Source organism: Microcoleus sp. MON2_D5, from assembly GCF_036701905.1.
Classification (GTDB): Bacteria; Cyanobacteriota; Cyanobacteriia; order Cyanobacteriales; family Microcoleaceae; genus Microcoleus.
In genome coordinates, this window is the sequence record NZ_JAUBRM010000053.1 from 40,922 (window position 1) to 53,650 (window position 12,729).

Consider the following 12,729-nt stretch of genomic DNA (forward strand, 5'->3'; position numbering starts at 1 on the left):
CTAAGGATGCGTTTAGCTGTTGTTTTTATTTAGTTTTAATTAGATAACTCACGGTTATAACTCCTTTATTGAAAGACTCCTGGTGGGGCAACATCTACATTTACATCTACATCTACATTAATGTTAACTACGTTAATGCTATAGCCTTTTTTCTGGAGTAGGTCGTGCCAACAAGCACTTCCGTATGCCGAAAGGAGTAAGTCATCCCCTCGTTCAATCGCCCTCCATGCTCCTTTCTCTGTTTTAAACTTAGTGGCAAAGCAAGTGTTTGTTACGGCACTCCATTCACCTTTCTTGTTGCGATATCCGAAAAACGTTTCTTCTTTTTGCTTTAGTTGAATGAGGTAGATACTCATTTTGTTATTCCTTTTTCCTAATGCTTTCCAAATCCATCAACTCTTCTAACTTGCGATTCAGCAGTTGGGCATCACTTTCATTCTCGTATCGCTCCTTCTCTAACCATTCTAAAATCTCTGGTTTTGGGCGAAATGAGAGGACGGGGCGCTTGCTATCGTACTTAGCTTTAGCTTGGCGGATAACTTCAGGATTGTTGGTGTGATATTGCTGCTGCGCTGAGATTTCCACAACTTCGATGGTCGTCCACCTCGCTTGGATTCTTTCACCCTGCCGCCCTACCAAAACATGAGATTCGAGATACTTTTTAGCACCCCGTTCCGTTTTCCACTTCTTTGCTCCTTCCAAAGTAGCCGAATCAATGGCGTTGTATTCGGGATTTCCCTGCGTTTCGGTGGCATAGCGCACTTTGCTATCCTTTTTGAACCTGATGGCATACAAGCTCAACTTGTGACCTCCTGCAACCGCTGCTGCTGATAGCCTTCCCAAGCCCGCACCGCCAATTCTTCAAAATGAGTGTCAGGGTATTCGGGTGAGAAAGCCTCGGAACTATGATTCCGATAAGCCTGTTCTGCTGCTTTTTCTACTTGGATGCGAGCTATCAGAAACAGAGATTTGTGTTCTGGCGAACCTATTTCCGCTTCAGCGATTACTATGTAACTGTTGGGGTATTGAGCAACAGCTTTGTCAGCACCCCTGCGCGTTTTCCAGCGCCTAGCACTCGACAAAGTATGGGCGTAGTAAAACTGGTCTGGTTGTCTGATGGATTGAGCTACAAACATAATCTGTGTTGTTCTTGTACTATGTGGCAACCAAGCTTTAGATACGGCATAGTTAAAGCTTGATTGTGTTGTGAGTTAATAACCGACTAGCGGACTCGATACTCGGTTTCTAGGTACTGGATTATGAGCTTCCATTTGGCTTTACAGAACTCCAAAAACTCTGGAAACTTTTCTTTAGGAATTCTGAAACCAGCTTGCCGTGCAAAATAGTAACAAGAGCCGTCAATAAGAGCTCTTCCTCCCCTATCTCGGTATACTTTGTACACCTCTTGCATTGTTAACCCTGCTACGAGTTCTAATTCATCATCAGCGGGGATGGGCAAGCTTTGGGCATCTTCCCAAGTGACTGGCACTTTCATTGATTGTTTTCCTCATTTTGATTTTAAAGATTCTACCTGCAAGGCATTTAAACCTTGAGTAAATGTCCCAATCAATAAACGTAGTTAGTTATGAAACACCCTCCGTTGTAACAGCTTTTAAAATTTCCACCTTTAAACCGAATTCTGAATGGATAGTTTTCAAGCAATTCTCTGCCAGCCTTTTGTATGGTTGCGTTCTTGCCTGCACGAAAAAGTAAATGCTGAGAATGTCTGCCTCATCTAAAGTTCGCATTTGAGCGATCGCTTCCCGGCTGTAGGCTCTGGGATACACCACAAATTGAGAACCCAGCTCATCCCAAACGCACTTGACTTTAGTTGCGCCGAGAACATCTTGGAGGTCGTCAACTATCACAGACGGGCCCGACCAATAGAAGCGACCGTCAGAATAGGTGACTGGCAACTGAGCTGCTGCCATGTCCAAGCAAAATTGGCGGTGTTCTGGTTCCGAGTATCTGTTGGTTGTTCCCATAACCGCGCTTCCTGGGGGTGGCCCAAAGCTGTTGCCACCGAGTACGGCATCGTATTGATTGGGTTGAGCCATGTTAGCCTTCCTCCTGATTTAGTACCTGCGGCATCTGATACCTTGCATTAACTTCTAAGTCCCCGAATTCAACCTCTTGTTCTTCCAGATAATTGTCTATTTCACCCAAGCAAGCTGCCGCCATTTTTAAATACACTTTCATTCTCGGATTGTCGCCGTGAATATCTTCAATCTCCCATCCCTCTGTTTTGGCTAGTATAAGCGCCAATCTTTCGAGCAATTCGTGATACATTGTTATGACTCCTGATTAGATAGGGTTGGTATCTGACACATTTCGGACACTTTTAAGTCCTCCAATTCTAGCTTTCTTTGTGAGAGGAAACTATCGATTACACTCAAACACGTTTTGACCGTTCCTAAATACACTTGGATAATGACATCGCCCAAGTAGATCTTTTCAATCTTTAGTCCGTTAACCTTAGCTAGATTAACGATCAGTCTGTCGGTCAATTCATCCAACAGCAGAATGTTGGTACTGGGGGAGCAAGATGTTCGCCCAATAGTATACACTTCCTGGTCTTTGAACTTGATACCTTCTTGTTTCAATAACCCATCAATGGTTTCAAGGGAAACTTTAGCCATTGCTGGGTAGACCTGAAACTTGGGATTATTGGTATTGATGTTTCTAATGGAATATCCCTGTCGTCTGGCTAGCTCTACTGCTAGTATTTCGATTAATTCGCGATACATGATAGGCTCCGGGTTATTTGTTTAGGGGGCGCCAGTGCTAGAAGCTAATTGGTGAATTCGGATAATCTCAGCTTGCACCCAATCGATTGTTGATTGAGCTTCAAAGGGTAAAGATTTGTTTGGTGCAAGGGTGTATTCATAGCCCCCATTTTTGACTCCAAAACCTGCATAGTTCCACCCCTCGCTATCTTGGATATCCCATTCTTCCGAGTAACCGCTAGTAACGGGAGAATCCAGTTTGTTTATTTGTAAACCTTTCAAGGACAAGGATTTCTGTAGTTCAGAAATAATGAGCTCCGTTGTCTTCATGCTTTCTCCTTTTTCAACCTCGTTTTGTCTGCTATCACACCACCTATCACCAAACTCTCGAACTAAACTTCTAATAAGGTGCTTAAGATAGCGATTGCGGATATTTTTCGTTCAATTGTTGGAGCAACTTCGGAGCTCTCCAGGATGCAAGATTGATGAGAGCTTCTAACCGCTCGTACCAATACTTGCGGAGCGCATCAATTTCGGAATTGGCTAAGTTTTGCTCTTGTTCGGTTAAGCCTGCCGTCGCCCATTCAATCGCTTGCTTTGCTTTTTGGAGCTGGGCTATACAAAGTGCGTACTCCGATTCGAGGCCAGCCTCGAATTCTTCAGCCAAGGCTTTCTGCTGTTGAGTCATGTATTCTTTGCCTTTGAACATATCTAATATCTTGCTAGTGAGGAAACTGTCGATTTCAGCTTGCGCGGGATGCAGGTATTTTTAAATACGCCTTGATTCTGGGATTGTCTGAACGACTGTCATCTTCCCTCCTTTTTGAACATCGCTCGGTCTGCTGCTACCCCATCTATCACCAAACTCTCAAATGCAGCTTCAATCCATATCGTCGCTCCCGAACACCGAGCTTTGCTCGCATCCTGAATCAACACGCAGCCGCTGGTGAACTCTACCCGTTTTGCATAGACCGACCCCAAGTAAGTATTGATGCTGATAGCCCGCTCGTCCACCAACACTCCCCTCAGCTTGCTAGCTTTTTTATTGGCGGCAGTGATGTGCCTATTCACGTAAATCTGTGCTTTCATTACTCTTGTATCCGATTTGCTTTGGGTACAGGGCGATCGCTCTCGACTTTGACCGGACTTGGGCGATCGCCTTTTTGATAACCTGCTAGCTAGTGTAGTTAGTTTACGAACTATTGTCAAGGCGCGTATGTCAGAGTTTTGGGGAGATGCACCATCAATAGAGGATTATTGGCGGGGTATTATTCTCTTTGGCAAGAACGTCGCCTCGTACAAGTTTGCGCTAGCTCAGTCGCTGTTGGAGTTAGCACCCGGTGGTAAAAGCACCATTACCTTGGAGGAGTTGGCACAAGCTTATGCGCGGCATACTCTGGAACACCTGCGTTTGTGTGATAGCCAATCTCAACAAACCAATGTTCCCTACCCCTTCTTGGAAGCTTGCCGCCGATACGACCGGGGTGAGATTAGCTACGAAGAATTGATTTCGATTACGGCGAGAGAAGGGTTCAAGGTAGTGCTCGACAAGTTCCACAACGTCAATAAAACGGAGACACCCGTGCATTTCTTCAGTAGTGAACGCCGGGGTGCTAAAGTCATTACCCTGACTGATGAGTTGTTTGGGATGTTGGAGGGAAACCAGGGGCAGAACTTACCCAAAGAGGTGGATGCGCGGTGGCGGTTGGTGGAAACGGCATGGGAGTTGAAAGTATCCCGCAATCTCATTTCCATTGGTTGCGACCTCGACGAAAGCCTGCTATTTACTCAGAATCGCGCTCGCCGCGTCAACATTACTTCGTGTCGCGGTGCTTTGAACGGTTATCAAAGGGGTAAGTGTTTCTATTGCTTTGGCGATATTTCGATTATCAGCAGTGCGGCAGATTTAACGGATGTAGACCACTTTTTCCCCCGCGTTCTCATCAACTACGGCATCGCTCATCCCATTGACGGTATCTGGAATCTCGTGCTAGCTTGCGTTAGCTGCAATCGCGGGGTGGGTGGGAAATTCGACCAGCTCCCCCAGCTTCGGTTTCTAGAAAGGCTCAACACCAGGAACGAGTTTTTGATTAGCAGCCACCACCCGCTAGCTCAAACGCTAATACGGCAAACGGGTGATTCAGAACCCAAGCGCCGCTCTTTTTTGAGAGGCAACTACAGTGCAGCAAAAACGGGTAGGCTAATTAATAGTAACTGGCAACCTGCTTTTGAGTATCCCCCAGCTTTTTGATTGATGGTTCAACCGATGGCTAATAATTTTCAGCGAATCAAGCTTTACTTCAACGTAGAAAAGATTTGTTTGGGCGGTGTAGATAATGATTGGTGGTTGAAAGATTTTGACGGCGATTATTGGGCTTCCGATTACTTTTGGCTGCCAATAGGCTATAACCCGATTGGACAACATGGAGATGAACTTTTACAATTTCTCAAACCTCGCGCTTAACTAATCAAATGAAAGAATACCGATGCACCCGCAATGCACCCTACGCCCCTGCGACAGTTGCTACTTAGTTTTCAAGTTATCGAACTCGATAGATTAGACATTCTCCGCATTCACCCCACACAAAGTGTTTATGAACGCTCAAAGTCACTCCATATTAAAATCGCATCCTATCCCCGGTGATGGCGGTCAAGCCCCCGGTTACATTACTCTCAGAGAATGGCGTCCTAATGAGGAATGGGTAACGCACTTCTACAACTGTCAAGACGGTGGCTTTTATTACGGCCGGTACTTCACCGATTTAGCTGAAGCTGAGGCTAACTTCGAGCTGCGGGTAAAGGAATATCTCGGTTTCTTGGGGAAGCTGCCCAGTTCCCTAGAGCCAGAGGAACCGATCCAAATACCGGAGTGCATCCTCCAAGGGATTAATGCAGTTCGAGAAGCACAAACAACCAATATGTTCCATGCAAACACGGTGCGGCTTCAAGCCGTAGCTTTGGGATATCTAGAAACCGCTCAATGGATTGAAGCAAACTTGGAAATTTATTGCAGCGGCATCTTTAGGGGATTCGCAGCTCTATAAATAGGATGGAGTTGGTAACAGGAAAAGGGCTCGCGCCAATGGTGAGAAATAAACTATGGCTAAACCAAAGAGGTATCCCGACAATTGGCAAGAGATTGCGCTCTCGGTGAAAGAAAACGCGGGCTGGCGTTGTGCAAAGTGCCATCAACAATGCCTCCGACCCGGCAAACAAAGCGGCTTAACCAAATCTGAACGCTGTGCTTTAACTTTAGCGGTGCATCATCGCAACCGGATACCGGAGGACAATCGCCCTGAAAACTTAATCGCCCTGTGTACCGCGTGTCACCTTTCGTATCACAATCGCGGTCAGTCCAACGTATCTCCAGGGCAATTATCCCTGTTCCCCGATGATGGGGTGGATTGGGATATCATGAATTTTTCTGAGGAATCGGAACCGGACAATTTATCGGCTGTTAAATTGAAGAATTTGTAGCTATTGCTTCAAGCAGAAACAGACCGACTTTCTTGTGCAATCCCTGGTTTTGTTGGGGACAGCCAATCTGAATTAAGCATTTAGGGCACCCGTCAGGACAGTCGCAACTTGAGGCTAGAGACATTGCTTTAGCAGCGAATAACGGTAACTGCTTTCCGATTTCTTCAGATGCTCCATTTCCCCCATCTGTGGTATCAAAAAAATAGGCGACGATACCCGAATCATCTTGCTCTACCGTACAATTCACATCGTGAGTAGATGAAAGCACGACGAGGGGAACTGCTAATTGAATTTGATGAGCCATACTGTGCAGGGCAACCATAACTGCATTGCCCCCAAACAAACCCTTTAACTCTTGAGGAATATCATTTCCATATTGAGTTCTTGCACTAGCTTTGTGGCGGTCAACTTCACCTGTAATTGCAGCAATTAGACCCGGATTTACTTCAACTTTAACAACGGGAGCTTGGTACTGTATTTGATAGGGCGGATTGAACGAGACTGATTTAATAAGTGTATTCATTTCAATCGATTTCAAAGTCCGACCGCAAGACGTACATATTTTACCTTCAAGGGGCTGTTGGTGGTGGCGACATTTGACATTAGTGCAAGTTGGTCGGTATTCTCTTTTACAAAGTTTGTAGCCCGTTACTTCTGATGTAATCTCGCCCCATCCCAAAGTTAACCTCAACCTTGCTTCTGGTAAGCTGGTAGGGATAATGCGGGGGTCTTCTAGGTTTTCTAAAAGTTTGATTTGCAGGTCTAAATCAGGTTCCGTAAACAAGCTGGGGTCTTCTTCAAAGGGTTGGAGTATTGCTTTGTTCTGGTCGATATCTAGGCTCTGACACCGATAAGTAACTAAACGGTTGCTTTCGTCAAAAGCCGTATAAATTGCACCGGAAAAGACTTCTCGATAGGCAATGTCGCGCGACATTTCTTCAAAGGATTCTCCCGTATTCTCATCAATTAATTCAACAGCATCTATAGCGTTGCCTCTAATATTGACTCGCCCATGAGGTTCTCCCCACCCTCGGAGCGTACTATTGGGAGATAGGAAGAGTCTATCTTGATCCAGCAGTCCCTCCGCAACCGCACCTCCCACAGGATCAAATCGACTTTCTACCTCAACAGCAGGCAAACCGCTTTCGACGCAGCAGCATTCAATGTGTTTGCTCACAATGGTAGGATAATTGGGATTAAAGGCGGCGCTTTCTACTTCTCCTGATAGCAATTGCTCGGGATGCTTACCGTAATAATAATCAAGGGAACTTTGGGAAACTGGCAAAAAGATTACCAATCCCGGATTGACTCTCCCCGCACGTCCCAAGCGTTGACGAAAGGACATAATAGAACCGGGATATCCCTTCACCAAACAGCAATCCAATTCCGGTAAATCTAAACCCGCTTCTAGCGCTGATGTGGAAATAATTACTTTAAGTTTCCCTCGTTGTAGTTGACTAATAATGTTTTGGCGACGGTCACTTTTTAAAGAGCCGTAAAAAGCCGTTACTTTTTGTGCTAAATAACTATTTCCCTGTCGCGTACTTTCTTTTTGAATTAAATCAACAAGCTTCTTAACGGCTCCTCTACTATTGCAAAACACAATTCCGCTTAAGTCTTGTTGCAGCCAAGATAATACAATCTTGCAAGCATCGGAATTCGCCGTGTCGCTAGGAGCCAAACACAAAACAGTCCTTCCAGCACTCCCCGCTCCGCTACCTTCAATTAAATGCAATTGGTCGGGTTGAGACATTCTACCGCTAAATCTCATTGCCATGTCTCGCGGGTTGCCAATTGTAGCTGAAGAACAAATAAATTGGAGCTGGCTGCTGTTGCCTCCCACGCTGTCAACCGCCCTACGCAAACGGCGCATTAGGTTAGTAAAATGAGCACCAAAAGCGCCTGTATACGAGTGGCTTTCATCAATAACCACCCAACGCAATCGTCGCAAAAATTCTCGCCAGGGTTCCCATTGTGAGACGCGCGGAATCTTGGATAATTGATAGTGCAGCAAGTCGGGACTGACCGCTAAAATATTGGGGGGACGAGGCACAAAGAGTTTCAAACGTTCGGTGTAGGGAGTATCGCCTGTCATTTGTCCAACTTTTACCCGCTGTTCTTGAGGAAAGGTTTCGACAATACGCTGGAGTTTGCGAAACTGATCGAAAGCTAGAGCTTTCAGCGGAAAAATATAGAGCGCAGAAGTTTGGGGATTCTTCAGACAGTCTTCGAGAATTGCGAGGTTGTAGCACAGGGTTTTCCCCGATGCTGTGGGAGTGACGATGCTCAAATCCCAGCCCTGACGCAGGCAATCTAAGGCTTCAATTTGATGCGAATACAGTTGGTGAATTCCCAATCCCCGAAGAGCATTTTGTAAAGCCCAGGGTAAGTCTTTGGGAATGGCGTACAAGGAACCAGAGGCGGGAGGGGTAATGCGAACCGCGCTAAGATGTGAAGCTAACTCAAGCGCAACCGCTCTAAATTTGGGTTGAGGAATAGCGGCAATTTCTGCTGCACTTACCTGACAAAAGCTAGCAGGCTGTATTTCACCTGCACCGTTTTCTTCAGCTTCGGATAAGAATTCTGGTGTTTTAGATGCTTCCCCAGGGGCTATTTCACCCCTTTCAACAGCTTGCTGCCAATTTTTGTATTGAACGGGAATCGAGTATCCGGGATATTTTACTATAAGCGTGTTGCCCACCCAAGACATAACCTCGCCTTGTCCGTACTTGGGAGAACAGAGCTGCTCTCCTGGGTCTAGCCATTCAGGATGCTTTCGTTCGCTGTTGAGACTCACAGCGCGGATAAGAGCAGCATAGTCAGTGGGCTCGGGGTTTGTCATGGTTTTGGGGATAACTCCAATTGCCTCATCATAAACTTCTTCTCCCAGACTGCTGACATTCTCTCCATTGAACGCGGCGTCATTGACTTTGGGATTTGCGCTTATTCTCAGGAATCGGCACGGGACAATTGATTTGATCCGAATCCGCTGCCATTAGTTTAATAAGCTCAAAAGCGGCCGTGCAATCTGCTAACGCTCGGTGTCTACCGTGGAGGGGAACATACTGATAATCTTTGTGATAATACCTTGAGTTTCCGGCCCATTGCACTACCCATTGCATCAAACAATCAGAGCGCTTTGCCAACTTCAAAATCGGCAAACTGTGAAGCCGACAACAGTAATTTAAAATTTGGAGATCAAAAGCAGAATTGTAGATTAACACTCGTTTATTTTTCACGGCAGCATCAATGCGGGGATAGACTTCAGGGAAGGTAGGAGCATCGGCTACCATTGCATCGCTAATGCCGTGAATCTCTGTCACTTCTGGAGGTATAACAATGGAGGGGTTTATGAGCGTATCCAGCAACATTTCACCGAGATGATTGATAATTGCTATTTCTGGAATGCTTTACCTCCCGTGCTGCACTCCATATCCTACAACACTTCACTAGCTTCATCCGCCGCTTTGTCCGCTTCACCAAGGAGAGAAGTAACAGTAGCCTCCGGCGCTGTCACTTCATCGGTCTGCCCGGATTCTAGGAGTCGCTTCTTGGCTAGTTCCCACGATTCTTTAGAGGCTTTTGATTCTTGATTAGGAGCCAACTCACTTGCTTTAAATATTTCAATTTTTACGGAAATTTCTGTTGGAAATTGCTGTTTCCGAAGCTCTCATTTCCACTCGCTTAATTCCGGCACGATAACCGAAAAATCATCCAATTTGCAGCTAATCCACCCAGCGCGTTTACCAAGCGAAATCAAGAATTCCCGAACGCTCTTGCCCCTCATCCACAAAAAACAAAACTTGCCCAGCAGCGGGTGTGGCTGGGCTGTTTTGCGAACGGCAGACCGCTACTCTAGGTGCTGGTCAACTAAGGCAATGAGTTTAGCGATCGCCTTCTGTTCTTGTAGAAGCAATTCCTTAAGCTGACGCATCTGTTCTTGATTTGGGGGTCTATGTACCAAATCATCAACGAAGTCTAGCAGGGGAGACTTTCTAAAAGGTCTACCCAAGGCAGCTTCATCTCGCAAGCGCTTGGTTCGCTCCAGCTTGGAACGTTGCAATCGGTTTTTAGCCTGACGGCGTGTGATAAGCCCGTCAAGTCTTTGACATACGTTCCCAGTCCTCTTCATCTCCATACATCTCTTTTATTTCTTGTTTTAACTCGGTTATCTGCTCGGTCAGATTTGCCACCTGATCTTCAATGACATCTGTTTTATCTTCCTGGATTTCCAGAGAAATTTCCACAGATTCGACATATTCCGTTAACTTTTGTATTGGATCGGGCTGGGGCGTGTCACCGTTTGACGTGTCACCGTTAGGCCCGTTGCCGTTGGTCATAGTCATGCCTCACTGGTGTCTGATAGAAGAAACTGGCGATCGCTTTTGATACAGATGAAACAATCGCCAGCGTCGCCGAACAAGTTGTTACCAATTTATTACCAAGTTGTTACCAAGTTCTATGGCAATTAGTTAGTTGGATTCAATGGAATTCGCTTAGTAACAATGCTCATAAATTCACCCTCACTTGGAGCAGGCATAAGCAAACTCCACTCGCTGATATGAGCGAACTGTAGCTTGTAAAGCCAGCGAATCGTGTATGTTACCCCGTAACTCGATCCAAAAACCATTACCCTTACCCGTTCACAGCCATCAGATTGAGCTGGCAAACTGTTCAGACCAGGAATAATCGACGGTAAAGTATCGTCTGGACTAGGCACAAAATCCAGATTTTGCGAATAAACGAATTGTGGCCTGAAACTTGGTGTCCTTGCCAGCCTAATATCAAAGTTTGTTGTCATCATTTGAGCCTCCTACTCGTTCTAGGGGATTAGTCGCGTGGAAGATGTTCTAGATATTCTGCGTGGCGTAATTAGCTCTAGGTTGGACAAGTGGGGCATCAAAAAAAACTCAACCCACTAACGTGACTAAAAGAGAAATTTTAGATGCCATCTTCTATCAACTCAATAATTAATCGTTCCTCCCGTCGCCCGGTGTAGGTGCTTCGGATTGGTTGGATTGGGCAATCACAATGCAAGTACACAATGCAGCAGCTAACTGGTTTTGTTCCACACGACAAAGAGCCCGCACGGTGGGGAACCAAAGCTGCAAATGGGATAGGTCGCTGTTGACGGTGCCGGAATACGCTTTGAACGGGTCGGCTTCCAAACAGACGAAGGTTCGCAAAGCATACAGTTCATCCAAGTTGAGCAGGTCCAATCGGTTGATTAGAGATTCCAGAGAATATTTTCTGGGTGCGGTGTAGGTCGTTAGCGCTTGTTCCCCCAGTTGCCACCAACTCATCACGTTGGCTTGTTCTGTGGGACACAGGATATCCGCCTTGTTCAGGCACACATAAACGGTGTGTCCGCATTCGAGTATTGGATTGTCTTGGCTATCGAGTAAGCGACCCATGACGTTTTCAGGGCGAACGTTGGTCACTTCCATGCGTCCCCTAGTGGTGGTGACGCGGGGATTGGGTATTTCTACAAAGCTTGGTCGGGCGGGTTGCGATGGCTGCCCGTAATCTGCGAACATAAAGGAAATCTCCATTGTGAGTGCCATACCCCGCCCCAGAAGATTGCGAGTCAGAGGGGGCGGGGTTTGGTTTTGGGTTTCGTTTTTTGTATGCCTGCAATCGCTAACCTGTAAAAGTGTTGCGGGCACTGAGTTTAAGGCGCTTTTGAGTTAGTGTGCGGGCATTCCCTTGCGGGAGTTTACGGATGACCGTTTTACGCTCTTAACTAGCTCTGCGTGCGTCTATGAGTGTTAGTATAATCTATAAGTTACGAAGTAGCAACTTCGCAATATAAATAAGTAGCAACCCAAACCGCGTCGGAACCTTATGAAACAATGGAGAGAGAAGTTGCGAAGTTTAGTTTTAGCTACTGTGCCAGCAAAAAAAGAAGACCCAGGTTACGCCGCCCTTCGGGGTCACATACCAAAAAGCCTATATAAACGGTTTAAAATGTTTTGCCTTGAACGTGGTGTGGACAACAGCCAAGGTCTAGAAGACTTGATACATGAATATTTTGAGTTGAAAGATAAGCAAGAACAGGAGGCTTCCATCCCAAAAACGGCAGAGAGTAAGACGTTCAACAGTAGTGGTTGAGGAATTGTCTGTCGTAGTTTCCCCCTCTTGGGCTACCAAAAGCAAGCAGGGCAAAGGAAGTAAGGGGGCTAGTTGATGTCTAATCGTTGTCTAATCGTTCAATTGGTCAAACTTTGGAAGAAAAGCAAAAGTCAGCCTTAAACTAACCCCAAGATGTCTGTCTAGTTTGGTGTATACCCGCAATATTGGTTTTCCCCGCCTACCCTTAGCAGTTTTAAGCCCTGGGTCAGGATATGCTTCTATCTGATGAAGCTGTAGCGATTTCCACCCCTAGGCTGGAGAATATAACAAAGCTGGCAAAGTACCAGAAAAGCAACGCATTAAACCAACGAAACTACCTATGACAATTGGCAAGCTTGAACTCATCATCAAAATTAACGAACTACCGAACAACGTAGAGACTAACAAAGACAAC

Annotated in this window: 22 protein-coding genes; 5 read left to right on the top strand and 17 right to left on the bottom strand. The window is 45.9% G+C overall.

The window, feature by feature from the left end; genetic code table 11:
• Positions 1-65 precede the first annotated feature (65 nt).
• The 10 genes from QUA47_RS19830 to QUA47_RS19875 all read right to left on the bottom strand — a co-directional run bounded on the left by QUA47_RS19830 (position 66) and on the right by QUA47_RS19875 (position 3,935).
• Positions 66-356, bottom strand: a complete 291-nt coding sequence (locus QUA47_RS19830) for a hypothetical protein (RefSeq protein ID WP_333432009.1) — start codon at positions 354-356, stop codon at positions 66-68.
• 4 nt (positions 357-360) lie between these two features.
• On the bottom strand, positions 361-843 hold the full coding sequence (locus QUA47_RS19835) for a hypothetical protein (protein ID WP_333432010.1): 483 nt from the start codon (positions 841-843) through the stop codon (positions 361-363).
• The gene (locus QUA47_RS19840; protein ID WP_333432011.1) at positions 798-1,136 is read right to left on the bottom strand and encodes a hypothetical protein; all 339 of its coding nucleotides are present in this window, start codon (positions 1,134-1,136) and stop codon (positions 798-800) included. Before QUA47_RS19840 ends, QUA47_RS19835 begins: the two co-directional genes overlap by 46 nt.
• Before the next feature lie 86 nt (positions 1,137-1,222).
• The gene (locus QUA47_RS19845; protein ID WP_333432012.1) at positions 1,223-1,495 is read right to left on the bottom strand and encodes a hypothetical protein; all 273 of its coding nucleotides are present in this window, start codon (positions 1,493-1,495) and stop codon (positions 1,223-1,225) included.
• Between the two features lie 88 nt (positions 1,496-1,583).
• Positions 1,584-2,057, bottom strand: a complete 474-nt coding sequence (locus QUA47_RS19850; RefSeq protein WP_333432013.1) for a hypothetical protein — start codon at positions 2,055-2,057, stop codon at positions 1,584-1,586.
• Between the two features lies 1 nt (position 2,058).
• A complete protein-coding gene (locus QUA47_RS19855) occupies positions 2,059-2,289 on the bottom strand; it encodes a hypothetical protein (RefSeq protein ID WP_333432014.1) in 231 nt (76 codons plus the stop codon).
• A 2-nt stretch (positions 2,290-2,291) separates the two neighbouring features.
• Complete coding sequence (locus tag QUA47_RS19860) at positions 2,292-2,747, bottom strand: hypothetical protein (RefSeq protein ID WP_333432015.1); 456 nt, start codon at positions 2,745-2,747, stop codon at positions 2,292-2,294.
• Positions 2,748-2,768: 21 nt separating this feature from the next.
• Positions 2,769-3,056 (bottom strand): hypothetical protein, encoded by a 288-nt coding sequence (locus QUA47_RS19865; protein ID WP_333432016.1) that lies wholly within the window; start codon positions 3,054-3,056, stop codon positions 2,769-2,771.
• An 82-nt stretch (positions 3,057-3,138) separates the two neighbouring features.
• Positions 3,139-3,435 carry a hypothetical protein gene (locus QUA47_RS19870; protein ID WP_333432017.1) on the bottom strand — a complete coding sequence of 99 codons (297 nt, stop codon included), beginning with the start codon at positions 3,433-3,435 and terminating at the stop codon, positions 3,139-3,141.
• 98 nt (positions 3,436-3,533) lie between these two features.
• On the bottom strand, positions 3,534-3,935 hold the full coding sequence (locus QUA47_RS19875) for a hypothetical protein (protein WP_333432018.1): 402 nt from the start codon (positions 3,933-3,935) through the stop codon (positions 3,534-3,536).
• Between the two features lie 7 nt (positions 3,936-3,942).
• On the opposite strand from QUA47_RS19875, the gene QUA47_RS19880 reads away from it, so the two are divergent.
• The 4 genes from QUA47_RS19880 (at position 3,943) to QUA47_RS19895 (ending at position 6,203) form a co-directional block, all read left to right on the top strand.
• Positions 3,943-4,977: a hypothetical protein gene (locus QUA47_RS19880; protein ID WP_333432019.1), complete on the top strand. Its 1,035-nt coding sequence runs from the start codon at positions 3,943-3,945 to the stop codon at positions 4,975-4,977.
• Positions 4,978-4,992: 15 nt separating this feature from the next.
• Positions 4,993-5,190, top strand: a complete 198-nt coding sequence (locus tag QUA47_RS19885) for a hypothetical protein (protein ID WP_333432020.1) — start codon at positions 4,993-4,995, stop codon at positions 5,188-5,190.
• A gap of 130 nt (positions 5,191-5,320) precedes the next feature.
• The gene (locus QUA47_RS19890; protein WP_333432021.1) at positions 5,321-5,770 is read left to right on the top strand and encodes a DUF5049 domain-containing protein; all 450 of its coding nucleotides are present in this window, start codon (positions 5,321-5,323) and stop codon (positions 5,768-5,770) included.
• Between the two features lie 55 nt (positions 5,771-5,825).
• Positions 5,826-6,203 (top strand): HNH endonuclease, encoded by a 378-nt coding sequence (locus QUA47_RS19895; protein WP_333432022.1) that lies wholly within the window; start codon positions 5,826-5,828, stop codon positions 6,201-6,203.
• On the opposite strand, the gene QUA47_RS19900 is transcribed toward QUA47_RS19895, so the two are convergent.
• From QUA47_RS19900 to QUA47_RS19930, 7 genes are all read right to left on the bottom strand, one after another.
• The gene (locus QUA47_RS19900; RefSeq protein WP_333432023.1) at positions 6,184-9,045 is read right to left on the bottom strand and encodes a DEAD/DEAH box helicase; all 2,862 of its coding nucleotides are present in this window, start codon (positions 9,043-9,045) and stop codon (positions 6,184-6,186) included. The two genes, QUA47_RS19895 and QUA47_RS19900, sit on opposite strands and share 20 nt — an antisense overlap.
• Positions 9,046-9,124: 79 nt before the next feature.
• On the bottom strand, positions 9,125-9,610 hold the full coding sequence (locus tag QUA47_RS19905; RefSeq protein WP_333432030.1) for a 3'-5' exonuclease: 486 nt from the start codon (positions 9,608-9,610) through the stop codon (positions 9,125-9,127).
• 29 nt (positions 9,611-9,639) lie between these two features.
• Positions 9,640-9,807 carry a hypothetical protein gene (locus QUA47_RS19910; protein WP_333432024.1) on the bottom strand — a complete coding sequence of 56 codons (168 nt, stop codon included), beginning with the start codon at positions 9,805-9,807 and terminating at the stop codon, positions 9,640-9,642.
• Between the two features lie 246 nt (positions 9,808-10,053).
• Positions 10,054-10,266 carry a hypothetical protein gene (locus QUA47_RS19915; RefSeq protein WP_333432025.1) on the bottom strand — a complete coding sequence of 71 codons (213 nt, stop codon included), beginning with the start codon at positions 10,264-10,266 and terminating at the stop codon, positions 10,054-10,056.
• A 34-nt stretch (positions 10,267-10,300) separates the two neighbouring features.
• Positions 10,301-10,543, bottom strand: a complete 243-nt coding sequence (locus tag QUA47_RS19920) for a hypothetical protein (RefSeq protein ID WP_333432026.1) — start codon at positions 10,541-10,543, stop codon at positions 10,301-10,303.
• Positions 10,544-10,671: 128 nt separating this feature from the next.
• Positions 10,672-10,923 (bottom strand): hypothetical protein, encoded by a 252-nt coding sequence (locus tag QUA47_RS19925; RefSeq protein WP_333432027.1) that lies wholly within the window; start codon positions 10,921-10,923, stop codon positions 10,672-10,674.
• A gap of 250 nt (positions 10,924-11,173) precedes the next feature.
• The gene (locus tag QUA47_RS19930) at positions 11,174-11,740 is read right to left on the bottom strand and encodes a hypothetical protein (protein WP_333432028.1); all 567 of its coding nucleotides are present in this window, start codon (positions 11,738-11,740) and stop codon (positions 11,174-11,176) included.
• Between the two features lie 307 nt (positions 11,741-12,047).
• Here QUA47_RS19930 and QUA47_RS19935 point away from each other — a divergent pair, with 307 nt between their 5' ends.
• Positions 12,048-12,314, top strand: a complete 267-nt coding sequence (locus QUA47_RS19935; RefSeq protein ID WP_333432029.1) for a hypothetical protein — start codon at positions 12,048-12,050, stop codon at positions 12,312-12,314.
• Positions 12,315-12,729 lie beyond the last annotated feature (415 nt).

Bases quoted from the DNA above. Each gene is read 5' to 3' on its own strand.
- QUA47_RS19830 (WP_333432009.1), bottom strand. From the start codon at position 356: ATGAGTATCTACCTCATTCAACTAAAGCAAAAAGAAGAAACGTTTTTC.
- QUA47_RS19840 (WP_333432011.1), bottom strand. From the start codon at position 1,136: ATGTTTGTAGCTCAATCCATCAGACAACCAGACCAGTTTTACTACGCC.
- QUA47_RS19845 (WP_333432012.1), bottom strand. From the start codon at position 1,495: ATGAAAGTGCCAGTCACTTGGGAAGATGCCCAAAGCTTGCCCATCCCC.
- QUA47_RS19850 (WP_333432013.1), bottom strand. From the start codon at position 2,057: ATGGCTCAACCCAATCAATACGATGCCGTACTCGGTGGCAACAGCTTT.
- QUA47_RS19855 (WP_333432014.1), bottom strand. From the start codon at position 2,289: ATGTATCACGAATTGCTCGAAAGATTGGCGCTTATACTAGCCAAAACA.
- QUA47_RS19860 (WP_333432015.1), bottom strand. From the start codon at position 2,747: ATGTATCGCGAATTAATCGAAATACTAGCAGTAGAGCTAGCCAGACGA.
- QUA47_RS19865 (WP_333432016.1), bottom strand. From the start codon at position 3,056: ATGAAGACAACGGAGCTCATTATTTCTGAACTACAGAAATCCTTGTCC.
- QUA47_RS19870 (WP_333432017.1), bottom strand. From the start codon at position 3,435: ATGTTCAAAGGCAAAGAATACATGACTCAACAGCAGAAAGCCTTGGCT.
- QUA47_RS19880 (WP_333432019.1), top strand. From the start codon at position 3,943: ATGTCAGAGTTTTGGGGAGATGCACCATCAATAGAGGATTATTGGCGG.
- QUA47_RS19885 (WP_333432020.1), top strand. From the start codon at position 4,993: ATGGCTAATAATTTTCAGCGAATCAAGCTTTACTTCAACGTAGAAAAG.
- QUA47_RS19890 (WP_333432021.1), top strand. From the start codon at position 5,321: ATGAACGCTCAAAGTCACTCCATATTAAAATCGCATCCTATCCCCGGT.
- QUA47_RS19895 (WP_333432022.1), top strand. From the start codon at position 5,826: ATGGCTAAACCAAAGAGGTATCCCGACAATTGGCAAGAGATTGCGCTC.
- QUA47_RS19900 (WP_333432023.1), bottom strand. From the start codon at position 9,045: ATGACAAACCCCGAGCCCACTGACTATGCTGCTCTTATCCGCGCTGTG.
- QUA47_RS19920 (WP_333432026.1), bottom strand. From the start codon at position 10,543: ATGACCAACGGCAACGGGCCTAACGGTGACACGTCAAACGGTGACACG.
- QUA47_RS19930 (WP_333432028.1), bottom strand. From the start codon at position 11,740: ATGTTCGCAGATTACGGGCAGCCATCGCAACCCGCCCGACCAAGCTTT.
- QUA47_RS19935 (WP_333432029.1), top strand. From the start codon at position 12,048: ATGAAACAATGGAGAGAGAAGTTGCGAAGTTTAGTTTTAGCTACTGTG.